The sequence below is a fragment of the Actinokineospora auranticolor genome (genome assembly GCF_002934265.1).
Classification (GTDB): Bacteria; Actinomycetota; Actinomycetes; order Mycobacteriales; family Pseudonocardiaceae; genus Actinokineospora; species Actinokineospora auranticolor.
Genome location: NZ_PTIX01000006.1, coordinates 333,179 through 357,117, shown reverse-complemented (window position 1 = coordinate 357,117; position 23,939 = coordinate 333,179). Strand labels below are relative to the sequence as shown.

Sequence of the window (23,939 nt, the reverse complement as noted above, 5' to 3'; positions counted from 1 at the left end):
GGATCGGGCCGCCGCGCATTACTCACTGTGTGGCCTCGGCCACGGATGGATGACTACCCTGTTGTTCCGAAGGAAAGAGAGCCAGGCATGGACCTGCTCCATCGCGGGAGGGCGCACGTACTCGCCCTCTTCCGGATCGTCATCGGTTTCCTGTTCGCCGTGCACGGCGCCGCCACCCTCTTCGGTGTGTTCGGCGGTGCCTACGGCAAGGCCCCCGCGTTCGCCGAGTGGCCCGGCTGGTGGGCCGCGGTAATCCAGCTCGTCGGCGGCGTGCTCGTGTTGATCGGCCTCGGCACCCGGGTCGCGGCCCTGATCTGCTCCGGCTCGATGGCCTACGCCTACTTCGTGGTGCACCAGCAGGTCAGCCTGCTGCCCAACCAGAACGGCGGCGAGGTCCCCGCGCTGTTCTGCTGGTCGTTCCTGCTGGTCGTGTTCCTCGGCCCGGGCAAGTGGGCCGTGGACGAGATCATCGGTCGGACCCGGCACACCGACGCGCCTGAGCGCGAGAGCGTGACGACCTGACCCGCGCCGGTTGGGGCGGGGCAGCGACCGCCGCGCCCCAACCGGCGACGCGCGCTAGGCCAAGGTGGCGTCAAGGGTGATCTCGGTACCGGTCAGGGCGGCCGACACCGGGCACACCTTCTTCGCCGTCTCCGCGATCTCGGCGAACTTGTCCCCGTCGATACCGGGCACGGTGGCCCGCGCGGTCAGCGCGATCCCGAGGATGGCGAACCCGTCGCCCTTCTTCCCGAAGCTCACCACCGCCGACGTCTCGATCGACTCGGGCGGCGTCCCGTTGGCCCCGAGCAGGGCCGAGAACTGCATCGAGTAGCAGGACGAGTGCGCCGCCGCGATCAACTCCTCCGGCGAGGTCTGCCCGTTGGCCTCCTGCGCCCGCGACGGGAACGACACCGTGAACCGGGCCGCGCCGGACGTGTCGAGGCTGACCTCACCCGACCCCCGCGCAACGTCCCCGCTCCACACCGTCGTCGCCTTGCGCTCGGTCATCAAGCCTCCAGCCTTCGTTCCGGGATGGACGCCCCCAGTCAACCCCCATCCAGGCCGCCCCACCACGCCAGGTAACCCCGGTCACCCCTCGCTGGTTCCGGCGCCCGCCGCCCCACTTCAGCCGCTACGCAAGCTCCGCGCCCTACATGCCCCGCCGGTTCCGGCGCCCGCCGCCCCGCTCCAGCCGCTACGCAAGCTCCGCGCCCTACGCGCCCCCGCCGGTTCCGGCGCCCGCCGCCCCGCTCCAGCCGCTACGCAAGCTCCGCGCCCTACGCGCCCCCGCCGGTTCCGGCGCCCGCCGCCCCGCTCCAGCCGCTACGCAAGCTCCGCGCCCTACGCGCCCCCGCCGGTTCCGGCGCCCGCCGCCCCGCTCCAGCCGCTACGCAAGCTCCGCGCCCTACGCGCCCCCGCTGGTTCCGCCACCCACCGCACCGTGGGGGTCTGGGGGGTCGCCCCCCAGAAACAACAACGGCCGACCCGGTCAACGCTCTCCGTTGACACAGGTCGGCCGAGGCCGTGGAGACGAGGGGAATCGAACCCCTAACCCCTGCCTTGCAAAGGCAGTGCTCTGCCAATTGAGCTACGTCCCCCCAACGACACGACGTCCGCCGTGCCGGAGTGCGACGTTCTCGCCTACGCCTTCTTGGCGCCGTTGTTCGCGGGCGCGGTGGCCTCGCGCCACAGGGCGGCTTCCGCCTTCGCCGAGCTCTTCCGCTTGACGACCAGGAGGACACCACCAGCAACAGCGGCGAGCGCGAGCAGCTTCTTCACGATCAATGCCTCCCTTTTGGGCACGGAAACACCACTTCCACCGGCCGATCCACCCCCGGCCCGGCGTGCCGCCAGTCTGCCACACCTCACCCCCCCCCCGCTCCCACCCCCGACATCCCGCACCCCCCACACCCACCCGAAACCCCTCCCCGCCAACAAAAAACCAAGATCAACAAAACCTCGAGACCCCCGAACGAACCAGGAACCCGAGACACCCCAGGAGGAAGGGAGAAGGGATGGAGAGAAGCAACAAGCGAGGCCGGACCGCGGCCATGGCGAGGCCACGAGCAGAGCAAGGCAGAGACCAACCAGGAAGCCCACAACGGCAGCAGCAAGAGACAGCACGCGACGAAGAAGACCTACCGGAAGCACTCAGGGTGGACACACATCCCACCCACGTCAGCCCCGCCGCCCCGCTTCAGGCACTACGCAGGCCCGCGCCCTACATGCCCCGCCGGTTCCGGCGCCCGCCGCCCCGCTCCAGGCGCTACGGAGGCTTCGCGCCTTACCCGCTCTCACCGGTTCCGGCGCCCCGCCACCCAACTCCAGGCGCTACGCAAGCCCCGCGTCCTACGCGCCCCCGCTGGTTCCGGGCGCTCCCCGCCAGTCCGCTCCAGGCGCTACGCAAGCTCCGCGCCTTACGCGCCCACCGCACCGTGGGGGTCTGGGGGGTCGCCCCCCCCAGAAACAACAACGGCCGACCCGGTTCGCGCTTTCCGCGAACACAGATCGGCCGAGGCCGTGGGCCTAGGAGGACTTGAACCTCCGACCTCTTCATTATCAGTGAAGCGCTCTAACCGCCTGAGCTATAGGCCCCTGTGGGAACGCGTGAAGGCTACCGTACGTCCCCGCGCGTCCCCAAATCGGTATCCCCTACTCGCGTTCGGCGAGGGTGACCTCGAGTCCGCCTGCGAGGTCCGCCGACACGTTGTAGACGAAGGCCCCGACGGTGGCCAGGGCGCTGAACAGCACGATGTTGATCGCGCCGATGATGGCCGCGATGCCGAAGACGCGGCCTGCGCTGATCAGGGGTCCGTTGTTGCCCTCGGCGTTGTTGAGCAGTTCGCTGGAAATGCCGTTCACCTTGTCCCACACGCCCATGCCGTCGAGGACGGCGTAGAGGGCGCCGACGGCGACCAGCCACACGAAGAACAGGGCCACGCCCAGCACCAGCGACAGCTTCAGCACCGACCACGGGTCGAAGCGCTTGATCTGCAGGTTGGCGCGCCGGGGGCCGCGGCCGGGCCTGCGCAGCGCGCTCGGCGGGGCCTGGGTGGCCGCGCCTGCGCCGCGGGTGGCGGCGTCCAGGTTCACCGCGGGGCGGGGGGTGCCGACGCCGACCGTCGGGTCGGCCCCGAACAGGCGGGGGGCCGCCGCGCCGGTGACCACGGAGCGGTCGACCGCGATGGTCGCGTCGTCGCCCGCCGGGAACGGGGGCGGGACCTGGGGCTTGCCCGGGTGCGGCAGCGCCTGGGTGACGTCCGCGTCGGGTTCCTCGGTGGGGAAGCCGAGGTCGGCGACCTCGACCTCCTCCTCCGGGGTGACCCGCTGCCACGGTGGTGGCGTCGTCTCGTTCTCCTGGGGGGCACCGCCCTCCGCGTCGCCGTCGCCCGCCGGTTCCGGCTTCTGCTGCTCGGCCGGCGCGTCCTTGCTCGTCGTGATGACCGACGTGCGCTCGGGTTCGGTTCCGGCGGTGTCCGGCTTCTCGGGTGGTGTCACGAGCGGTTTCCCCTAGGTCCTTCGTCGCTTACTCGGCCTGCTCGGCCGTCGGTGCGGTGCCTTCGACGTCGCCTTCGGTGCCCTCGGCTTCAGCCGCCTCGACCTCGGCTTCGGCGGCCTCCTCGGCGCTGCGGGCGATGGCCACCAGGGTGGTCCCCTCACCGAGGTTCATCAACCTGACCCCCTTGGTCTGCCGCCCGGCCTTGCGCACCTCCTCGACGGTGGTGCGGATGACGCCGCCCGCCGAGGTGATGGCGTACAGCTGGTCCTCCAACTCGACGATGACCGCGCCTACCAGCCTGCCACGCCTGCTGTCGTGCTGGATGGTGAGCACGCCCTTGCCGCCCCGACCCTGGACCGAGTAGTCCTCGATCGGGGTGCGCTTGGCGTACCCACCGTCGGTGGCGACCAAAACGAACGTGCCGTCCTTCACCACGCCGATGGTCAGCAGCTCGTCGCCGTCGTTGAAGCGCATGCCCTGCACACCCGACGTCGCCCGGCCCATCGGCCGCAGCGCGTCGTCGCTGGCGTGGAAGCGGATGGACTGGCCGCCCGCGGACACCAGCAGCAGGTCGTCGTCGGCCGAGCACAGCACGGCGCCGACGAGTTCGTCGTCCTCACGCAGGTTGATACCGATGAGGCCGCCCGCGCGGTTGCTGTCGAAGTCGGCCAGCTTCGACTTCTTCACCAAACCGTCACGGGTCGCCAGCACCAGGTACGGCGCCGCCTGGTAGTCCTTGATCTGGATGACCTGGGCGATCTCCTCGTCCGGCTGGAACGCCAGCAGGTTCGCCACGTGCTGACCGCGCGCCGCGCGGTTGGCCTCCGGCAGCTCGTAGGCCTTCGCCCGGTAGACGCGGCCCTTGTTGGTGAAGAACAGCATCCAGTCGTGCGTCGAGCACACGAAGAAGTGCACGACGATGTCGTCCTGCTTCAGCACCGCGCCCTGCACGCCCTTGCCGCCGCGCTTCTGCGCCCGGTACAGGTCGGTCTTGGTGCGCTTGGCGTACCCGGTGCGGGTGATCGTGACGACGACGTCCTCGACCGCGATCAGGTCCTCGACCGACACCTCCCCGTCGAACGGGATGATCCGGGTGCGCCGGTCGTCGCCGTGCTTGTCGACGATCTCCTTCAGCTCGTCGCGCACGATCTCGCGCTGCTGCGCCGGGCTGTCCAGGATCGCCTGCAGCTCGGCGATGTAGCGCTCGATCTCGGCCAGCTCGTCGATGATGCGCTGCCGCTCCAGCGCGGCCAGGCGGCGCAGCTGGAGTTCGAGGATCGCGGTCGCCTGGATCTCGTCGACCTCGAGCAGCGACATCAACCCGGTCCGCGCCTCGTCGGCCGACGGCGACCGGCGGATCAGCGCGATGACCTCGTCGAGCATGTCCAGGGCCTTGGCGTACCCGCGCAGGATGTGCGCGCGCTCCTGGGCCTTGCGCAGCCGGTAGCGGGTGCGCCGGACGATGACCTCGATCTGGTGGTTGACGTAGTGCCGCACGATCTGGTCGAGCCGCAGCGTGCGCGGCACCTGGTCGACCAGGGCGAGCATGTTGACGCCGAAGTTGTGCTGCAGCTGGGTGTGCTTGTACAGGTTGTTCAGCACGACCTTGGCCACCGCGTCGCGCTTGAGCCCGATCACGATCCGCATGCCGCTGCGCGAGTTGGACTCGTCGGCGATCTCGGAGATGCCGGTGAGCTTCCCGTCGCGCACCAGCTGCGCCATGTTCTCGATCAGGTTGTCCGGGTTGACCTGGTACGGCAGCTCGGTGACCACGAGGATGGTCCGCCCCTTGGCGTCCTCCTCCACCTCGACGACCGCCCGCATCCGCACCGAACCGCGACCGGTGCGGTAGGCGTCCTCGATGCCGCTGGTCCCCAGGATCAGCGCCTTGGTCGGGAAGTCCGGCCCCTTGATCCGCAGCAGCAGCGCCGCCAGCAGCTCGTCGTCATCGGCCTCGGGGTTCTCCAACGCCCAGATGACCCCGTCGGCCACCTCGCGCAGGTTGTGCGGCGGGATGTTCGTCGCCATCCCGACCGCGATACCGCTACCACCGTTGACCAGCAGGTTCGGAATCCGCGCCGGCAGAACCTTCGGCTCTTCGGTCTTCCCGTCGTAGTTGGGCGCGAAGTCGACGGTGTCCTCGCCGATGTCGCGCAACATCTCCATCGCCAGCGGCGTCAACCGCGACTCGGTGTTGTGGCTGACGAACCCGTCGGTGATGAACGCGTGGTCGTCGGTGTCGACCCGGAGGCTGTACACCGGCCGAACACCCGCGTCGACGATCGAGGCGACCCTGGCGTAGTAGAACCGACCGTCGACCAGCGGCTCGACCACGTCGAGCACGCCGGGCTCGGTGATGTGCCGGACGATCTCGTCCCGGTTGGTCTCCCACCGCTCGACGCGGTCGACGTTGTGCTGACGCAGCCAGTCGCGTTCGGTCCACCGACCGGCACCGTTCGCGCGGATGTAGTCGCCGACGAAAGGCACGTGGTCGCTCGACATCGACCGGCTCTCGGTCGGGAGCGCGTCGAGGATGGCGACCAGCTTCTCCTGCTTGACCTGGAGGAAGCCGAGGTTGTTCGCGAACAACCGCGCATCGCGGCGGTTCGTGATGACGACCTTGATCTCGCCGCTGTCGTAGTTGACGAGCTTGCTGACCACGCCGAACTCCAGCAGCAACTGCTGGACCTCACGCGCCAGCCGCGCGCTCCGGGTGGAGTACGAGATCTGGACGGTGTTTCGCGGCAGCGCGGAGCAGGAGCCGTCACCGGTGAACAGTGAGCTGAGGAATGCTCGCTTCACGAACATGCCGGAGTTCCAGACGAACTCCGGCACCCGCTTGGCCGCACTGCGGTGTCCGGCCAACTCGGCGAGCGGACTCGACATCAAGGCACTCAGGTCCTGCACGTCGAGTTCGTGCAGGAGCGAGCCGGACGCGATGATCCGCGAGCTGAGGTACCGCCGTCCACCGACTACCACGTCGTACGCGTCGACGACCTGGTCGAAGTACGACTTGTCCAGGTTGTTGAACCCGGCGCGTCGCGCCGAGACAAACCCCTCGCTGACGAACGCGCCTGCCAGGATGGCTGCGGCGTAGTCCTCGGCAGGCGGGACGCTGCCCTCGTCAGCAGGCATGCGCTGCATGACGACGCGGTCGTCGGGCTGGATCTCCTCCAGCAGCTTCCACAACAGGGTCGGCACGCCGAGCACCGACACCAGGCACAGGACCGGGTGGTTGTGCGTGCCGGTCAGTTCGAAGCCCTCGCGCGTGGTGAGGCGCAGCGTCGGGTGCTCACCGGAGTGGAACAGCCGGTCCGCGCGGACCGGGTCGCCGTTGCGGTCGAGGACCTTCAGGTCGATCGGGTTGTCCGAGTTCGGCGCCGCGTCCGGGACGATGTCGCCGATGCGCACACTCGACCCGTCCTGCAGGCGCACACGGGTTTCTGCATCAATACAGTAACGCATGGCGGCGGCCGGGTCGTTGCCCGGGCTGCCGAAGTTGCCCTGGCCGTCGACCAGCGGGTAGCGCATGGACCACGGCTGGGCGAGGCGGACCAGGGTGTCGTAGATCGACGAGTCGCCGTGGGGGTGGTAGTTGCCCATGACGTCGCCGACGACTCGGGAGCACTTGACGTAGCTGCGGTCGGGACGCAGGCCCGTGTCGAACATCGAGTACAGCACGCGCCGGTGGACGGGCTTGAGGCCGTCGCGCACGTCCGGGAGGGCGCGGCTGACGATGACGCTCATCGCGTAGTCGATGTAGGAGTTCTGCATCTCCTGCTGGATGTCGACTGGCTCGATGCGATCACCAGGCGGCGGCAGGGTTTCGGTCACGACCGAGGGTCCTTTCCAAGCTTTGCGGCGGGGCGGTGTCGGGGGCGGCCGAGCGCCGCGGGGCTCAGACGTCGAGGAAGCGGACGTCCTTGGCGTTGCGGGTGATGAACGAGCGGCGGGCCTCGACGTCCTCACCCATCAGCACGCTGAACAGCTCGTCGGCCTGGGCGGCGTCGTCGAGGGTGACGCGGCGCAGGGTGCGGTTGGCCGGGTCCATGGTGGTCTCCCACAGCTCCTCGGCGTTCATCTCGCCGAGACCCTTGTACCGCTGGATGCCGTCGTCCTTGTTGACCTTCTTGCCCGCGGCGATGCCCGCTTCCATCAGGCCGTCGCGCTCGCGGTCGGAGTAGGCGTACTCGGGGTCGACGCGCTGCCACTTGATCTTGTACAGCGGCGGCTGCGCCAGGTACACGTGGCCGTGCTCGATGAGCCCGCGCATGAACCGGAACAGCAGCGTCAGCAGCAGCGTGCGGATGTGCTGGCCGTCGACGTCGGCGTCGGCCATCAGCACGATCTTGTGGTACCGCAGCTTGGCGACGTCGAAGTCCTCCTGGATCCCCGTGCCCAGCGCGGTGATCAGGCTCTGCACCTCGGTGTTCTTCAGCACCCGGTCCAGCCGGGCCTTCTCCACGTTGATGATCTTGCCGCGGATCGGCAGGATCGCCTGGTACAGCGAGTCCCGCCCTTCCTTCGCCGAGCCGCCCGCGGAGTCGCCCTCGACGATGTAGAGCTCGCACTCCTCGGGGTTGGTCGACCGGCAGTCCTTGAGCTTGCCGGGCAGGCCGCCGATGTCGAGCGCGCCCTTGCGCCGGACCAGCTCGCGGGCCTTGCGGGCGGCCATCCGGGCCTGCGCCGAGGACACCGCCTTGGTGACGATCGTCTTCGCGTCGGCCGGGTTGCGCTCGAACCAGTCCGCCAGCCACTCGTTGCAGGTCTGCTGCACGAACGTCTTGGCCTCGGTGTTGCCGAGCTTCTGCTTGGTCTGGCCCTCGAACTGCGGCTCGGCCAGCTTGATCGACACGATCGCGGCCAAGCCCTCGCGCACGTCGTCGCCGCTGAGGTTGGCGTCCTTCTCCTTGAGCAGCTTCTTCTCGCGCGCGTAGACGTTGACCACCCGGGTCAGCGCGGCGCGGAAGCCCTCCTCGTGGGTGCCGCCCTCGGGGGTGTTGATCGTGTTGGCGAAGGTGTACACCGACTCGCTGTAGCCGGTGTTCCACTGCATCGCGACCTCGACCTCGACACCGGTGCCCTTGGCCTCGAAGGCGATGACCTTCTTGTGGATGGCCTCGCGGCTGTGGTTGATGTGCTTGACGAAGTCCTCGAGCCCACCCGGGTAGTGGTAGGTGCGCTCCTTGACGCGGGCGGCCTGGCCGTCGACGTCGGCGGCGGCCTCGTCCTCGGAGACCCGCTCGTCGCGCAGCACGATGGTCAGGCCCTTGTTCAGGAAGGCCATCTCCTGCAGGCGCCGGGCCACGGTCTCGGCGTTGAACGTGGTGGTCTCGAAGATCGCCGGGTCCGGCCAGAAGCTGATGGAGGTGCCCAGCTCGCGGGTCTCCTCGCCGCGCTCGACCGGGGCGACCGGCTCGGAGTCGCGGTAGGTCTGCCGCCACACGTGGTTGTCGCGCTTGACCACGGCCTCCAGCCGGGTGGACAGCGCGTTGACCACGGAGATGCCGACACCGTGCAGACCACCGGAGACGGCGTAGCTGTCGCTGTCGAACTTGCCGCCCGCGTGCAGCACGGTCATCACGACCTCGAGCGCGGACCGCTTCTCCTCCGGGTGTTCCTCGACCGGGATGCCGCGGCCGTCGTCGTCCACGCGGACGCCGCCGTCGGCGAGCAGGGTGACGTCGACCTTGGTGGCGTGCCCCGCCATCGCCTCGTCGACGGAGTTGTCCACGATTTCCCAGATCAGGTGGTGCAGACCGCGCTCGCCGGTGGAGCCGATGTACATACCCGGGCGGAGCCGGACGGCCTCCAGGCCCTTCAGCACGCCGATGGAACCGGCGCCGTACGCCTTCTCCTGATTGTCTTCTGCCACGTGCCCGGTGTCTCCTCACGCGTCGGAACGACTGCGGCGGTGTGCGGTCCCGCGCGTCGGGGCAGACCCGCGCACACCACTCCCCTACATACTACTGGTGCGGTCGCGCAGAATCGTGCCAAGGACACCCCTGGCTTGCTCCCAGAGCCAATTTTGTGAACCGGCGCGAGTCCCACCGCCGGTCCCTCGATCTCGACCCGCGAGGTTCAGCCGTAGGTGTCCCGTGGTCCGCGGCCTGGGACGTGCCGCGGGCCGTAGCGCCAGCTGGGTGCGGCCGGGCCGAGCACCTTGAGCCTGCGGACGACGTCGCGCCCCACCCCAGCGGCGATCTTGACCAGCAGTTGGCGCTGGAGCAACCGCAACTGGGTCGCCCAAGCGGTGGAATCCGCCTGGACGGTGAGTTCGCCGTCCTTGATCGCCACCGGCTTGGCGTGCTCGGCGACGTCCGCGCCGACCAGTGTCGCCCAGCGGCTGAAGACCTGCCCGCCGGAGAGGTTGCGCTGCCAACCGCGGTCGACCGCGATTCGCGAGGCGAGCCTGCCGAACGGCTGCGGGTCGCGTTCGTCGGCGCCCGGGCCGGACCAGCGCCTGCGGGCCCGGGAGGTGCCGCCCGCGGTTCCACGTGGAACAACGCGCTTCTTGCGGGCGCCGGGGCCGGACTGGGCGGCCTGCCGGGCGGCGGCCAGGGCGGCTCTGGCAATATCTGAGCCCCGCGGCGAGGCCGAGTCGCCCGTGCCCGCGTCACCCTCCGTCACCCCTGTGGATAGATCGGCGGGTTTTCCACCCCCGGGTGTGGACTGATCTTGGCTTTCGCGCGCCCCGGTTCCCCCGGATGGCCGCACAGTGACGGTGTTATCCACACTATCCACAGGGTTATCCCCAGATGTGCGGTTCTTCCGGCGCGGGGCGGTCACGCGGGGTGGTGGCAGCAGTTCGCCGCCGAACAGGTCGTCAGACACGGCTGACCTCTCCGTCACCCACGGCGTAGCGGACACCGGCCAGCTCGTCGGGCACGTCCTCGGCGACCGCGGCGGTCACCAGCACCTGCTCGGCACCGACCGCCACATCGGCGAGCCGCTGCCGCCGCCTGCGGTCGAGTTCGGCGAACACGTCGTCCAGCACCAGGACCGGCTCACTCCCCTCGTCCTTGAGCAGCTCGTACGACGCCAGCCGCAGGGCCAGCGCGAACGACCACGACTCGCCGTGGCTGGCGTACCCCTTGGCGGGCGCTTCGCCGAGGACCAGGTCGAGCTCGTCGCGCTGCGGGCCGACCAGGCTCACCCCGCGTTCGAGCTCGGCGTCGCGGCGCAGCGCCATGCGGGCGAGCAGGGCGTCCGCGACGACCTCGACATCGGCACGTTCCCCGTCCGGCTTCCCGTATCCAAGGGGCAGTGTGTCCTCGATCTGCGAGCGGTACGCCACCCGCGCCGGGCGTGACTCGGGTGCCACCCCGGCATAAGCGGCGGCGACCCTGGGCGCCAGGTCGGCGACCAGGTCGAGGCGGGCCGCGAGCAGCTGGGCGCCGTGCGTGGCCAGGTGGTTGTCCCACACGTCGAGGGTGGCGACGGCGTCCGGGTCGGCGCGGCGCGCGCGGCGGTTGGTCGCGGCGCTCTTGAGCAGGGCGTTGCGCTGGCGCAGCACCCGGTCGTAGTCGGCGCGGACCCCGGCGTAGCGGGGTGCGCGCAACACCAGCAGGTCGTCCAGGAACCGGCGGCGCTCACCCGGGTCGCCGCGCACGAGCGCCAGGTCCTCCGGCGCGAACAACACCGTGCGCAGGATGCCCAGCACGTCGCGGGGCCGCGGGACCGGGCCGCGGTTGACCCGGGCGCGGTTGGCCTTGCCCGGCGTGATCTCCAGTTCGACGGTCAGCTCGCGGCCGTCGTTGACCACGGCCGTGCGGATGATCGCCCGCGCGCACCCGAGTCGGACCAGGGGCTGGTCCGCGGCGACCCGGTGCGAACCGAGGGTCGCCACGTACCCGATCGCCTCGACCAGGTTGGTCTTGCCCTGGCCGTTCGCGCCGACCAGCACCGCGGGCCCCGGCTCCAGCTCCAGGTCCGCGTGCGCCCAGGAGCGGAAGTCGGTGACCTGCAGGTGTCTTACGTGCACTAGCTCACGTCGCCGGTTCCCGAAGTGGGGCCCGCCTTGTGCACCGCGTGTCCACCGAACTGGTTGCGCAGCGCCGCGACGGCCTTCATCGCCGGCGAGTCGTCCTGGCGGGAGGCGAAGCGGGCGAACAGCGCGGCCGAGATGACCGGGGCGGGCACCGAGTGGTTGATCGCCTCCTCGACGGTCCACCGACCCTCGCCCGAGTCCTCCACGTAGCCGGTGATCTCGTCCAGCTTCGGGTCGTCCTCCAGCGCGCGGACCAGCAGGTCGAGCAGCCACGACCGGACGACGGTGCCACGGGTCCACGCCTTGAGCACGGCCGTCACGTCGGTGACCTCGTCGGCCGCGGCGAGCAGCTCGTAGCCCTCGGCGTAGGCCTGCATCAGGCCGTACTCGATGCCGTTGTGGACCATCTTCGCGTAGTGGCCCGCGCCGACCTTGCCCGCGTGCGCGAAGCCCTCCTCGCGCGGACCCTCCGGGCGCAGCGCGTCGAAGATCGGCAGGGCGCGCTCGACCAGTTCGGCGTCGCCGCCGACCATCAGGCCGTAGCCGTTGTCCTTGCCCCACACGCCGCCGGAGACGCCGCAGTCGAGGTAGCCGACGCCCTTGCCGGACAGCAGCTCGGCGTTGACCTTGTCGTCGGTGTAGCGGGAGTTGCCGCCGTCGATGACCAGGTCACCCTCGGACAGCAGGTCGCCGAGCTCGGCGACGGTCGCCCGGGTGGCCTCGCCCGCGGGCACCATGACCCACACCGTGCGCGGCGCTTCGAGCTTGGCGACCAGGTCGGCCAGCGACGAGCTGTCGCTGACGTCGGGGTTGCGGTCGTAGCCGACCACGTCGTGGCCCGCCGAGCGCAACCGCTCGCGCATGTTGAAGCCCATCTTGCCCAGGCCGACGAGTCCGAGCTGCACGGTTGTTGTCCCCTCCGTCGCGGTGGTCCGGTCAGCCGGGGAGGCGGACCGGCATGAGCAGGTAGAGGTAGCCGGGGATGACGCCGTCCTCGCCGACCGGCTTGATCAGCGCGGGGCGGTTGGGCGTGGTGAACGACAGCTCGGCGCGGTCGCAGTGCAGCGCGGCGAGGCCGTCCTGGAGGTAGCCGGGGTTGAACGCGATGGTCACCGGGTCGCCGGTGAACTCGACCGGCAGCTCTTCCTCGGCGCTGCCCTCGTCGTCGCCACCCGCCGAGAGGCGCAGCGTGCCGTCGGCGAACTCGAGCCGGACCTGGGTGCCGCGCTCGGCGACCAGGGACACGCGCTTGATCGCCTCGACCAGACCGGACACGCCGATGACGGCGTTGGAGGTCTGCTCCGACGGCAGCAGCTGGCGGTAGCGGGGGAACTCGGCGTCGAGCAGCCGGCTGGTCGTGCGCCTGCCGGAACCGGACAAGCCGAGCAGGCCGTCGGTGGGCGAGAGCGCGAGCTCGACCGTGCGGCCGGAGCTGCCGAGCGCCTTCGCCGCGTCGGCGAGGGTGCGGGCCGGGACCAGGACGGCGGCGTCCTCGACGTCGCCGGACGGCTTCCAGTCGAACTCGCGCATGGCGAGGCGGAAGCGGTCGGTCGCGACGAGCGTGAGCTTGTCGCCGTTGATCTCGACCCGGACGCCGGTGAGCATCGGGAGGGTGTCGTCCTTGCCCGCGGCGACGGCGACCTGGCTGACCGCCTGGCCGAAGACCTCACCGGCGAGCTCGCCCGCGTGCTGCGGCATCGCGGGCAGGGCCGGGTAGTCCTCGACGGGCATGGTCGGCAGGCTGAACTTCGCGCTGCCGCAGGTGATCGCGACGCGGGCGCCGTCGACGGAGATCTCCACCGGTTGGGCGGGCAGCGACTTGGTGATGTCGGCGAGGAGCCTGCCGGACACCAGGGTCCGGCCGCTGTCGGCGACTGTCGCGGGGACGTCGACGGTTGCCGAGACCTCGTAGTCGAACCCGGAGACGGTCAGGCGATCGGTGCCCTCTGTCGACCCCGCGTCCAGCAGCACCCCGCCGAGGACGGGAACCGGTGGGCGGGACGGGAGGCTGCGCGCGACCCAGGCGACGGCGTCGGCGAGGCCGTCGCGCTCGACGCGGATCTTCATGGGAGTCCTTTCCAGGCCCGACCCCCGTGCTGACACCGAGTCGTGCCAGGCCGGGCCGTCGAGCTGTCCACGCTGTAGGGCCCAACCGTAGAGCGTGATCCGGCTCCCCGTCATCCGGGGCGGGTCGGGGTCGGGGCGTCCCCTGGGGTGGCTGGGGCCGGCTGTCCCCAACTTTGGCCGTCCCCTGTTTCTGTTCTTTTTTCTTCTTCTGGAAGAACAAAGACAGCAGTAGTAATAGGGGCTGTGGGTTGTGTGGACAACGCCTGTTTTCGCTGGTGGGACCGTCTGCCCTGCTGTGGGTAACCGGGGGGTGGGTCCGGTGGACAGATCGGGCGATCCGTGGATGGTTTGTGCACAGGCTGGATCCGTCCACAGTTGGCCTGAGTTGTCCACAGCGCGATCCCCAGATGTGGGCCGACCAGCCCCCAGGGGTGTGTACGGCCACCCACAGGGTTGTGCACAGCTCGATTCGCCCGTTGCGGTGACGGAGACCACGCGATTTGCGGCGCGGCCAGGGATTTTTCCGGGTGTGGAGCGGCCGTCCACACCCCCGAAAAACCTCGCGCGGGGCGGTCGGCGGTGGGTGGGTACCGGCTGGGGACAGCCCCCGGTGGCGCGGGGGCGGCCGGGGACACCGGCGCCGCGCGGCGCGCGCGAACTTTTCTGGGGGTGTGGGGAGCTGTCCACCGCGCCAATAAACAGTGCGACCGGGGGTCGGCGCGAGGGGTGCGGGGGCGGGGCACCCTCGGGTCACCGGGCGGGTGCGGCGCGTCAGGAAGTCTGACAGCCTGCGGGAACGGGCGCGCACCGGCACCGGTCGGCGGCTGTCGGTGCCAGGATCGGGGTCCGCGACTTCGTCAGGTGCCCGCTGGGGCTTCGTGCGGATCCGGGACGGCCGGGTGGGACCTACCCTGCCGGACGGCCGGTCGCGGACTTTTCTGGCGTTGGGGACGGCTGTCCACCGCGCCAATAAGAAGGTGGGCGGGTGTGGATCCGGCGGGGGTTCACCCCGGGGTGGGCGCGCGCGAAAACGGCGGCCCCTGGGGGCCGCCGTCGGTTCGCTTGCGGGGTCAGGCTCGGGCGCGCTGCTTGATGCGGGAGGTGAGCTCCTGCACCTGGTCGTAGATGCGCCGCCGCTCGGCCATCTCCTTGCGGATCTTCTTGTCCGCGTGCATGACCGTGGTGTGGTCGCGGCCGCCGAAGGTCTGCCCGATCTTGGGCAGCGACAGGTCGGTCAGCTCGCGGCACAGGTACATGGAGATCTGCCGGGCCTGGGCAAGCGCTTTCGTCTTGCCGGGGCCGCACAGGTCGTCGATGCTGACGGCGAAGAACTCCGCGGTCACCGCCATGATCGTCGGGACGGTGATCTCCGGGGCGTGCGAGTCGCCGATCAGGTCCCGCAGCACGATCTCGGCCAGCGCCACGTCCACCGGCTGGCGGTTGAGCGAGGCGAACGCGGTGACCCGGATCAGCGCCCCCTCCAGCTCCCGGATGTTGGCCTCCACCCGGGTGGCGATGAACTCCAACACCTCCGCGGGCGCCGCCAACCGGTCCTGCGCGGCCTTCTTGCGCAGGATGGCGATGCGCGTCTCCAGCTCGGGCGGCTGGATGTCGGTGATCAGACCCCACTCGAACCGGGTGCGCAGCCGGTCCTCCAGCGTCTCCAGCCGCTTGGGCGGCCGGTCGGAGGAGACCACGATCTGCTTGTTCGCGTTGTGCAGGGTGTTGAAGGTGTGGAAGAACTCCTCCTGGGTGCCTTCCTTGCCCTCCAGGAACTGGATGTCGTCCACCAGCAGCACGTCGATGTCGCGGTAGCGGCGCTGGAACGCCACCTTGCGGTCGTCGCGCAGCGAGTTGATGAAGTCGTTGGTGAACTCCTCGGTCGACACGTACCGCACGCGCATGCCCGGGAAGAGGCGTTGCGCGTAGTGGCCGACCGCGTGCAGCAGGTGGGTCTTGCCCAGACCGGACTCGCCCCAGATGAACAGCGGGTTGTACGCCCGGGCAGGCGCCTCGGCCACCGCGACCGACGCGGCGTGGGCGAACCGGTTCGACGCGCCGATGACGAACGTGTCGAAGGTGTACTTCTCGTTGAGCCGGGTCTTCGAGGTCTGCGGCTGGGCGGGCGCGGTGAACGGCTGACCGCTCGCGGGCTGCTGGCCGTTGAAGGTCGGCCAGATCTCGTGCACCGTGGCCAGCGCGTCGCCCTCTTCGTCGACCTCGGTCTCGTCGTCCTCCACCCCGGGCTCCACGCCCAGGTGGGCCTGGTCGACCGCGGCGATGTCGGCGGCCGGGATGGTGATCGTGTCGCCGTCGAGACCGGCGACCGGCGGCTGCTCGGCGACGGGCCCCGGCGGGGCCTGCGGCAGCGGCGGCAGGTTCGGGATGGTCGGCAGCGGCGTCGAGGGGACCTGCGGGGCCGGGGGCGGCGGGGCCGTCGGCGCGGCGTCGACCTTGACCGCCAGTGACACCACGCGGCCCAGCCTGCGGGAGAGCGCGGCGGTGATCGGCTCGCGCAGCGCCCGCTCGATCGCCTCCTTGGCGAAGTCGCTCGGCGCGGACAGCAGAGCGGTGCCGTCCAGCAGGCCGATGGGGCGGGTCATCCGCATCCACGCGCGCTGGGACGGCGACAGGGTCCCGGCGGACAGCTCGCGCACGACCTGTTCCCAGACCACACCCAGGTTCAACTGGTGGTCCGACTGGTAGTCCGGCTTGTAGTCAGACACTGGCGTCCGCTCCCCTCCCCTCGTCGGCGGTGCACCTCGTCGGCGGTGCGCGGTAAGGCTCGTCCCGGTGCGTGGGTCCCGTCAAACGAGCATCCACAGGGTTGTCCACAACTGTGCACGAACGGTACGGCGCACCGCGGGGGAACCCGTCGGGGGGTTCACGGTACTCAGTCGCTCGGTGCCGTCGGCGTGGCAGGGCTCCCCTTCCCCCAAGACGGCGGCAAGCCGGGGTGCGCACGGTAACAACCGGCCGTCCCCGGTAACAAGACGAGGTGGCCAACACGCGTTCACGACCTGTTCACGGCCGGTGCGGCGGGCGGTGGGACCGCTCGGGCGGCCCCGGTTTGATGCGGGCCGACCCGGGTGCGTACCCTCATAAGGTCTCCCGCTTGCGGCGGGTGAGTTCCGCGTGCCCGCCACGACCCGCGTGGGCGTGTGCCGCTCGCCGCCGATCCGGGGGCGGGCAGACCTGCCAGACCTGATGAGTACCGGGAGATAGAGCCGTGAGCAAGCGCACCTTCCAGCCGAACAACCGTCGCCGGGCCAAGACGCACGGCTTCCGCCTGCGCATGCGGACCCGCGCCGGTCGCGCCATCATCGCCGCCCGCCGCCGCCGCGGCCGCGACAAGCTGTCGGCCTGATCCAACCCCGCCGCCGTGCTCCCCGCGGCCGCCCGGCTGACCAGCAGCGCGGACTTCCGGACGGTGACCAGGAACGGTCGCCGCGCCGGTCGACCGAGGCTCGTGGTGCACGCCGTGGCGGAAGCGCCGCAGCAGGCACCACTCGAAGCCGACCCGACGGCCCCGTCGCCGAGGGTCGGTTTCGTCGTCAGTAAGGCAGTGGGCAACTCGGTCGTCCGGCACCGGGTCGCTCGCCGGTTGCGGCACCTGGTGCGCGACCGGATCGGAACTCTCCCGCCGGGCAGCGCGTTGGTCGTGCGAGCCCTGCCGCGCGCGGCCGGGGCGACCAGCGCCGAGCTCGGCCAGGACTTCGACGCCGCGGTCCGCAGGCTGCGCCTGGTCGGCGGGGCACAGGACGGTGGGGTGTGAGCGCAACGACCGCGGAGGACGACCGCGCGGTTGCCGCGCGCCCCGGACCGGTGACCCGGGTGCTGCTGCTCCCGGTGCGGGCGTACCGGCGGTGGCTCTCCCCGGTGCTGCCGCCCGCCTGCCGCTTCCACCCCAGTTGTAGCGCGTACGCCGTCGAGGCACTCACCGTGCACGGCGCGCTCCGCGGCTCCTGGCTCGCGCTGCGCCGGTTGCTCCGGTGCGGCCCATGGCACCCCGGCGGGCTCGACCCGGTACCGCCGAGGACAACCGAGAACGCGTCCGGGAAGACCAACCCGGCCGAGAAGCCTGCCGAGGAGTAGTTTCCGTGCTCGATTTCATCTACTACCCGGTGTCCTTCATCATGTGGTGTTGGCACTGGGTCTTCGGCCACGTGTTCGGCGAAGCGAGCGCGGTCGCCTGGGCGCTGAGCATCGTCTTCCTGGTCTTCACGCTCCGCGCGATCATGTTCAAGCCCATGGTCAAGCAGGTGCGCTCCATGCGGAAGATGCAGGAGTTCGCGCCCGAGATCAAGAAGCTGCAGAAGAAGTACGCCAACGACCGGCAGAAGCAAGCCCAGGAGATGCAGAAGCTCCAGGCCGAGCACGGCGTCAGCCCGTTCGGCGGCTGCCTGCCGATGCTGCTGCAGATCCCGGTGTTCATCGGCCTGTTCCACGTGCTGCGCGAGTTCAAGCCGGGCAAGACCGAGAACTACTTCTTCGACGAGCGCGGCGTCAGCTCCTACATCCAGGCCGACCTGTTCGGCGCCCGGCTCAGCAACTGGATCACCCAGCCCGCGCAGGCGCTGGCCGAGTTCCACACCAGCCGCACCTCGGTCATCCTGGTGGCCATCCCGCTGATGCTGCTGGCGAGCGCGCTGACCCACCTGACCGCGCGGCACTCGGTGTCCCGGCAGAACCCGGCGACGGCCACCGCCCAGACCGGCATCATGAACAAGCTCACCCTCTACGTCTTCCCGCTGGGCGTGCTCTTCGGTGGCTTCTTCTTCCCCATCGGCCTGATCCTCTACTGGCTGAGCAACAACTCCTGGACCCTCTGGCAGCAGCGCTTCGTGTACAAGCGCATCGACGCCGAGGAGGCCGCGAAGAAGGCCGAGGTCAAGGAGAAGCGCGCCGCGAACGCGCCGAAGCCGGGGCAGAAGCCCGTCCAGCGCAAGCGCCCCGCGACCGCGAAGCCCGCCGACGGTGACGGCGAGAGCGCGGGCGACACCACGCCCGCCGAGCCCCCCGCCACCGACGCCAAGTCCGACAACGGCAAGTCCGGCACCACCGGCGGCACCGAGATTCCCGGTCTGATCTCAGACCGATCCCGTAGCAAGAAGTCAGGTCGGAAGAACCGCTGAGGCGGCCGCGGCCTGGAGAGGAGTGAACCGTGCCGGAAACGGTGCAGGCGTCCGAGAAGATCGACGCGCAGGCTGAGGAAGCGGTCGAGGAGGAGCAGCGGACCGGGTCGACAGAAGACCTCCTCATCCAGGAGGGCGACATCGCGGGCGACTACCTGGAACGGCTGCTGGACATCCTCGACTACGACGGCGACATCGACCTCGACGTCGAAGCCAGCCGAGCGGTGGTCAGCGTCGTCAGCATGGAGGGCGTCGAGGACGACAACCTGGAGAAGCTGGTCGGCCCCCGCGGCAGCGTGCTCGAAGCACTGCAGGAACTGACCCGGCTCGCGGTGCAGCAGGAAACGGGCACCCGCAGCAGGCTGATGCTCGACATCGCAGGCTGGCGTGCGGCCCGCCGCGAGGAGCTGCGCGACCTGGGCCTGGCGACCGCGCAGAAGGTGCTGTCCAGCGGCGAACGAATCCGCCTCCAGCCCATGACCCCCTTCGAGCGCAAGGTCGTGCACGACGCCGTCGCGACCACCAAGGGCGTCCACAGCGAAAGCGAAGGCGAAGACCCCCGCCGTCGCGTGGTGGTCTTCCCCCAGTAGACCGCCACTCCCCCGCGCACCAAACACGGCCCGCCTCGGCGGGCCGTGTTTTTGTTTGCCCCAAAGCCGATGGTTAGCACTCGCGGCTACTCGGCGTACCTGTTGCCTTGGCCGTCACGGCGGGTGCCGCCGCACTCCCCCGCCGTACCTCGCGACGAGCGCGCTGCCAGGCCCGCGCCTCCGCCGATCACCCTCGTTGATCAAGCTCGCGCCAATCCCGACCAGCGCAGCCCCCACCACACCACTGGGGGGTCGGCCCTGCTCCAGGCTACCGGCGTTGGAGGGTGTTTCGGCGGTCGGCGGAGAACCTGTGGATGAGATGGAGGTATGTGGATAGGCGCGACCTGGGTATTGGGGACGGCGCGGGCGCGGCGCGGAAGAAGTTCACACGTGTGGGGGGCATGGGGTGGCGAGGCGAGGTCGAGAGGGATCGGTGCGGAGGTGTTGGTCGGGTGAGCGTGGGGTTGGTGGCCCGGTGGAGCGGCGGATCGCTGGGCGAGGAGCTGACGGGGTGGATGGGAGTGGGGACGAGCGTGCGTGGTGAGGGAGATGGAGCTAGCGCGGCGGGTGGATGACGAGCTGGGGTGAAGGTGGATCGGCGCAGAGACGAGAGAGGCGAGCTGCGCAGGGCAAAACAGGCTTGGCGGTAGGGGGAGGTAGAGGAAGGAATGTGGAGGTAGAGGCGGAGTGAGGAGGTGGGAGCGGACGGAGACGCGGCAGAAGGGGACGGCGGATAACGGGAGGACGGCGAGGCAAGGCGGCGAGGCGACGGGGCAGACGGGGAGGCGATGGGCGACGGGTGATTGTCAACGAGGCTGAAGGGCGACGGGACGACAGGGGTCGAGATGGCAGGTGAGGTGAGAGACAAGGTTGCAGGGCGGCGAGGCGACAGGACGGCGAGGCGGCGGAGCGACGGGGCGGCGAGGCGACGGGGCAGACGGGGAGGCGATGGGCGACGGGTGATTGTCAACGAGGCTGAAGGGCGACGGAGCGGCGGAGCGACGGGACGACGGAGCGGCAGGGCGGCGGGACGACGGAGCGGCGGGACGGCGGGGCGGCGGGGCGGCGGGGCGGCGGGGCGACGAGGCGGCGAGGCGACGGGGCGGCGGAGCGACGGGGCGGCAAGGCGACGGGGCGGGGCGACGGGGCGGTGAGGCGAGACGACGGGCGGCGGGGTGGTGAGGCGAGACGACGGGCGGCGGGGTGGCGGGGTGGCAGGACGGAGATATGAGCGAACGGAGAAGCGGCAGAAGGGGACGGCGGGATATCGAAGGACGGTGAGGCAAAGCGGTGAAGCGCGGGACGGCGAGACAGAGGAGCGGCGGAGCGACAGGGCGGTGGAGCGGAGAGGTGACGAAGTTGCGAAGCGACCGGACGAGGCGGCGAGATGACCAGGCGGCGGGGACAGCAGGGCGATGAAGCGGAGGGGGAGCAAAGAGGGAGTGATGAAGGGAGACGTGGAGCGACGGAGTGGTGGAGCGATGAGTCGGGAGGGTGGCGAGGCGGCTGGCGACAGTTGAGCGGGCGACTGGGGAGACGGAGAGACGATCGATAAGGCGGCGAGGTCTTGGACGTGGCGACACGGCGACGTAGGGAGGTGGCGGGGTGCGGGCGAGGACGTAGAGAGGTGGGGGGATACCACGGGGTGGGGACAGAGAGGTGCGGTGAGGCGGAGTGGTGTGAGCCGGAGGGCAGGGGCGTGGGAACAGGGATGAACGGAGAGCGGAGAGGAACGGAGAGCGGAGAGGAACGGAGAGCGGAGAGGAACAGGGAATGAGAGCGAAGGACGGCGGGGTGGAGCCGAGTTGGGAAGGTGGGTTGACGGAGCGGGTGGTGACACTGGACGGCGTGTTGGGGTGAACGGCGCTGGAAGGGCGGAGGGTTCTTCTGCGTGATGTTTCACGTGAAACGCGGGCCGGATGTGGGGGTGCGGGGCGGGCATCGGGGACAATCGGCGGGCATGGTTTCACGTGGAACATCGGATGGGGTTTGGCTGGATGACCGACGTTGATCGGCCGGTGGGTGCTGGTGTGGTGTTCGGTGAGCGCCTGGGGGTGGCCGAGGGGTTTGTCCGGTTGTTGGCTGAGCACGGGGTGGAGCGCGGGTTGATCGGGCCCCGTGAGGTCGAGCGGTTGTGGGATCGCCACGTGCTGAATTCGGCGGTGGTTGGGGAGGCGATTCCGGAGGGGGCGGTCGTTGTCGACGTGGGGTCGGGGGCCGGGTTGCCGGGGGTGCCCCTGGCGATCGCGCGGCCCGATCTTTCCGTGACGCTGGTCGAACCGATGGCTCGACGGGTGGCGTGGCTGGACGAGGTAGTAGAGACTCTTGCTCTGTCTTCGGTCACGGTCGTGCGCGGTCGGGCCGAGGAACCGGCGGTCCGGTCACGGGTTCTCGGTGCGGATGTGGTCACCGCCCGAGCGGTCGCCCCGTTGGCCAAGCTCGCTGGGTGGTGCCTGCCGCTGGTGCGGCAGGGGGGTCACCTCGTCGCCCTCAAGGGTGCCAGCGCGGCCGAGGAGATTGATCGGGATCGCGCGGCGGTCGCTCGGGTGGGCGGCGGCGAACCGCGTGTCGAAGTCTTGGGTGGCGCGGTCCTCGAGGTGCCGACGACCGTGGTGCTCATTGAACGTGTGAAGCCCGCGACCGGTCGGGAGCGACCCCGGCGGGCGAGGAAGGATCAGGGTGCACATCGAGGCTGAGATCGGAGCAAGGATGTTTCACGTGAAACCGACGGCTCGCGCCGCCGCCGCGTCGGGGACCGGGGAGGTGCGCTGACCATGACCCAGCCCTCCCCCACCTCCGTCGCGGGGTGGACGCCGATAGCGGAAGAAGCCGCGCGGGCCACCCGGGTGAAGCACCCCGACCGCATGTTCCCCCGCCCTTGGCGCCGCCGGGTCTTCACCGTCGCCAACCAGAAGGGCGGCGTCGGTAAGACCACCTCCGCGGTGAACCTCGCCGCCGGTCTCGCCATGCACGGCCTGCGCGTGCTGGTCATCGACCTCGACCCGCAGGGCAACGCCAGCACCGCCCTCGGTGTCGACCACCGCTCCGGCACCCCCTCCGTCTACGAGGTGCTGCTGGGCGAGGTGACCGTCGCCGACGCCGCTCAGGTGAGCGACCAGTCCGACCGCCTGTTCTGCGTCCCCGCCACCATCGACCTCGCGGGTGCCGAGATCGAGCTGGTCTCGATGTCCGCCCGCGAAGCCCGCCTCAAGGAAGCCCTGTCCGACGAGGCGCTCGACGAGCTGAACCCGGACTACGTCTTCATCGACTGCCCGCCGTCGCTCGGCCTGCTGACGGTCAACGCGATGGTCGCCGCGCAGGAGGTGCTCATCCCGATCCAGTGCGAGTACTACGCGCTGGAGGGGCTCAGCCAGCTGCTGCGCAACATCGAACTGGTGCAGGCGCACCTCAACAGCGCGCTGGTCGTCTCCACGATCCTGCTCACCATGTACGACGGCCGGACCAAGCTGGCCGACCAGGTGACCTCGGAGGTGCGCCACCACTTCGGCGACACCGTGCTGCAGACGGTCATCCCGCGCAGCGTGAAGGTCTCCGAGGCCCCCGGGTTCGGCCAGTCCGTGCTCGCCTACGACCCGGGTTCCCGCGGCGCCATGAGCTACCTGGACGCCGCCCGTGAAGTTGCCGAACGAGGAGCGGAGGCGCCGCGATGAGTGGCACAGGACCAGGTGCGCGCAAGGGCGGTCTCGGCCGCGGCCTGGCCGCCCTCATCCCCCAGGGACCTCCGGCGGGCGTGCCCTCCGGCGGGCTGAAGCTGCCCAGTCCGGCGGTGCGCAACGGCGAGTCGATCGAGCCGCCCGCCGCCGAGCACAGCGGGTCGGTCGCGGGCGCGGTCTACCGGGAGATCCCGACCGCGTCGATCCAGGCGAACCCGAAGCAGCCGCGGCAGGTCTTCGACGAGGAGGCGCTGACCGAGCTGGAGCACTCGATCCGCGAGTTCGGCCTCATGCAGCCGATCGTGGTGCGCGAGCTCGGTGCCGACACCTACGAGCTCGTCATGGGCGAGCGCAGGCTCCGCGCCTCCCAACGGGCCGGGCTGGAGCGCATCCCGGCGATCGTCCGGCAGACCGCCGACGACGCCATGCTGCGCGACGCCCTGCTGGAGAACATCCACCGGGTGCAGCTCAACCCGCTGGAGGAGGCGGCGGCCTACCAGCAGCTGCTCGACGAGTTCTCCGTGACGCACGAGGAGCTGGCGAGCCGCATCGGCCGCAGCAGGCCGGTCATCACCAACACCATCCGGTTGCTGCGCCTGCCGCTGCCGGTGCAGCGCCGGGTCGCAGCGGGGGTTCTCTCCGCCGGGCACGCGCGGGCACTGCTCGGTCTGGACGAGGCGGGGTCGCAGGAGGAGCTGGCGACCCGAATCGTGGCGGAGGGCCTGTCGGTCCGCGCGACCGAGGAAGCGGTGACGCTGGCCAAGGGCGCTCCCCCGGCCAAGCCGAAGCCCGCCCCGCGCAAGCCGATGCAGGCGCCCGGTCTCGACCACCTCGCCGAGCGGCTGTCGGACCGGTTCGACACCCGGGTGAAGGTCGAACTCGGCAAGCGGAAGGGCCGGATCGTGGTCGAGTTCGGCTCGGTGGACGACCTGGAGCGGATCGTCGACATGATGGCGGAAAACGGGATTAATCGGACATGAAAAA

The 23,939-nt window shown here is 70.2% G+C and carries 19 protein-coding genes and 2 tRNA genes; 9 read left to right on the top strand and 12 right to left on the bottom strand.

Annotation, left to right across the window (positions count from 1 at the left end; translation table 11 throughout):
* Positions 1-87: 87 nt before the first annotated feature.
* The gene (locus CLV40_RS14390; protein ID WP_104479366.1) at positions 88-522 is read left to right on the top strand and encodes a DoxX family protein; all 435 of its coding nucleotides are present in this window, start codon (positions 88-90) and stop codon (positions 520-522) included.
* Between the two features lie 54 nt (positions 523-576).
* Here CLV40_RS14390 and CLV40_RS14385 read toward each other — a convergent pair whose 3' ends face one another.
* The 12 genes from CLV40_RS14385 to dnaA all read right to left on the bottom strand — a co-directional run bounded on the left by CLV40_RS14385 (position 577) and on the right by dnaA (position 16,282).
* Complete coding sequence (locus tag CLV40_RS14385; protein WP_104479365.1) at positions 577-1,008, bottom strand: OsmC family peroxiredoxin; 432 nt, start codon at positions 1,006-1,008, stop codon at positions 577-579.
* A gap of 517 nt (positions 1,009-1,525) precedes the next feature.
* Positions 1,526-1,598: transfer RNA gene (locus tag CLV40_RS14380), tRNA-Ala, on the bottom strand.
* A gap of 43 nt (positions 1,599-1,641) precedes the next feature.
* On the bottom strand, positions 1,642-1,779 hold the full coding sequence (locus CLV40_RS14375; protein ID WP_104479464.1) for a DLW-39 family protein: 138 nt from the start codon (positions 1,777-1,779) through the stop codon (positions 1,642-1,644).
* Positions 1,780-2,521: 742 nt separating this feature from the next.
* A tRNA-Ile gene (locus CLV40_RS14370) sits at positions 2,522-2,595 on the bottom strand.
* Positions 2,596-2,652: 57 nt separating this feature from the next.
* Positions 2,653-3,498 carry a DUF3566 domain-containing protein gene (locus CLV40_RS14365; protein WP_245931279.1) on the bottom strand — a complete coding sequence of 282 codons (846 nt, stop codon included), beginning with the start codon at positions 3,496-3,498 and terminating at the stop codon, positions 2,653-2,655.
* Positions 3,499-3,526: 28 nt separating this feature from the next.
* Positions 3,527-7,333: an intein-containing DNA gyrase subunit A gene (gene gyrA / locus CLV40_RS14360; protein ID WP_104479364.1), complete on the bottom strand. Its 3,807-nt coding sequence runs from the start codon at positions 7,331-7,333 to the stop codon at positions 3,527-3,529.
* A gap of 64 nt (positions 7,334-7,397) precedes the next feature.
* Positions 7,398-9,374, bottom strand: a complete 1,977-nt coding sequence (gene gyrB / locus CLV40_RS14355) for a DNA topoisomerase (ATP-hydrolyzing) subunit B (RefSeq protein ID WP_104479363.1) — start codon at positions 9,372-9,374, stop codon at positions 7,398-7,400.
* 206 nt (positions 9,375-9,580) lie between these two features.
* Entirely contained in the window at positions 9,581-10,129 is a 549-nt protein-coding gene (locus tag CLV40_RS14350; protein ID WP_245931278.1) for a DciA family protein, read from the bottom strand.
* Between the two features lie 196 nt (positions 10,130-10,325).
* A complete protein-coding gene (recF, locus tag CLV40_RS14345) occupies positions 10,326-11,483 on the bottom strand; it encodes a DNA replication/repair protein RecF (RefSeq protein WP_104479361.1) in 1,158 nt (385 codons plus the stop codon).
* Entirely contained in the window at positions 11,483-12,394 is a 912-nt protein-coding gene (gnd, locus tag CLV40_RS14340) for a phosphogluconate dehydrogenase (NAD(+)-dependent, decarboxylating) (RefSeq protein WP_104479360.1), read from the bottom strand. The genes recF and gnd overlap by 1 nt, the downstream gene beginning before the upstream one ends.
* A gap of 31 nt (positions 12,395-12,425) precedes the next feature.
* Positions 12,426-13,556, bottom strand: a complete 1,131-nt coding sequence (dnaN, locus tag CLV40_RS14335) for a DNA polymerase III subunit beta (protein ID WP_104479359.1) — start codon at positions 13,554-13,556, stop codon at positions 12,426-12,428.
* A gap of 1,070 nt (positions 13,557-14,626) precedes the next feature.
* Positions 14,627-16,282 (bottom strand): chromosomal replication initiator protein DnaA, encoded by a 1,656-nt coding sequence (dnaA, locus tag CLV40_RS14330; RefSeq protein WP_104479358.1) that lies wholly within the window; start codon positions 16,280-16,282, stop codon positions 14,627-14,629.
* Positions 16,283-16,785: 503 nt separating this feature from the next.
* Here dnaA and rpmH point away from each other — a divergent pair.
* The 8 genes from rpmH to CLV40_RS14290 all read left to right on the top strand — a co-directional run bounded on the left by rpmH (position 16,786) and on the right by CLV40_RS14290 (position 23,935).
* On the top strand, positions 16,786-16,923 hold the full coding sequence (rpmH, locus tag CLV40_RS14325) for a 50S ribosomal protein L34 (RefSeq protein WP_018684246.1): 138 nt from the start codon (positions 16,786-16,788) through the stop codon (positions 16,921-16,923).
* Positions 16,924-16,938: 15 nt separating this feature from the next.
* The gene (gene rnpA / locus CLV40_RS14320) at positions 16,939-17,331 is read left to right on the top strand and encodes a ribonuclease P protein component (protein WP_104479357.1); all 393 of its coding nucleotides are present in this window, start codon (positions 16,939-16,941) and stop codon (positions 17,329-17,331) included.
* Positions 17,328-17,651, top strand: coding sequence for a membrane protein insertion efficiency factor YidD (yidD, locus tag CLV40_RS14315; RefSeq protein WP_104479356.1), 324 nt, complete (start codon positions 17,328-17,330; stop codon positions 17,649-17,651). The genes rnpA and yidD overlap by 4 nt, the downstream gene beginning before the upstream one ends.
* Positions 17,652-17,656: 5 nt before the next feature.
* The gene (yidC, locus tag CLV40_RS14310) at positions 17,657-18,691 is read left to right on the top strand and encodes a membrane protein insertase YidC (RefSeq protein ID WP_104479355.1); all 1,035 of its coding nucleotides are present in this window, start codon (positions 17,657-17,659) and stop codon (positions 18,689-18,691) included.
* 29 nt (positions 18,692-18,720) lie between these two features.
* Entirely contained in the window at positions 18,721-19,281 is a 561-nt protein-coding gene (locus tag CLV40_RS14305) for a Jag family protein (RefSeq protein ID WP_104479354.1), read from the top strand.
* A gap of 1,997 nt (positions 19,282-21,278) precedes the next feature.
* A complete protein-coding gene (gene rsmG / locus CLV40_RS14300) occupies positions 21,279-21,977 on the top strand; it encodes a 16S rRNA (guanine(527)-N(7))-methyltransferase RsmG (protein ID WP_104479462.1) in 699 nt (232 codons plus the stop codon).
* A gap of 78 nt (positions 21,978-22,055) precedes the next feature.
* Positions 22,056-22,952, top strand: coding sequence for a ParA family protein (locus tag CLV40_RS14295; RefSeq protein WP_104479353.1), 897 nt, complete (start codon positions 22,056-22,058; stop codon positions 22,950-22,952).
* Positions 22,949-23,935, top strand: a complete 987-nt coding sequence (locus CLV40_RS14290) for a ParB/RepB/Spo0J family partition protein (protein ID WP_104479352.1) — start codon at positions 22,949-22,951, stop codon at positions 23,933-23,935. Before CLV40_RS14295 ends, CLV40_RS14290 begins: the two co-directional genes overlap by 4 nt.
* The last annotated feature ends 4 nt before the right edge of the window (positions 23,936-23,939 follow it).

Bases quoted from the DNA above. Each gene is read 5' to 3' on its own strand.
- CLV40_RS14290 (WP_104479352.1), top strand. From the start codon at position 22,949: ATGAGTGGCACAGGACCAGGTGCGCGCAAGGGCGGTCTCGGCCGCGGC.
- CLV40_RS14295 (WP_104479353.1), top strand. From the start codon at position 22,056: ATGACCCAGCCCTCCCCCACCTCCGTCGCGGGGTGGACGCCGATAGCG.
- rsmG (WP_104479462.1), top strand. From the start codon at position 21,279: ATGACCGACGTTGATCGGCCGGTGGGTGCTGGTGTGGTGTTCGGTGAG.
- CLV40_RS14390 (WP_104479366.1), top strand. From the start codon at position 88: ATGGACCTGCTCCATCGCGGGAGGGCGCACGTACTCGCCCTCTTCCGG.
- dnaN (WP_104479359.1), bottom strand. From the start codon at position 13,556: ATGAAGATCCGCGTCGAGCGCGACGGCCTCGCCGACGCCGTCGCCTGG.
- CLV40_RS14385 (WP_104479365.1), bottom strand. From the start codon at position 1,008: ATGACCGAGCGCAAGGCGACGACGGTGTGGAGCGGGGACGTTGCGCGG.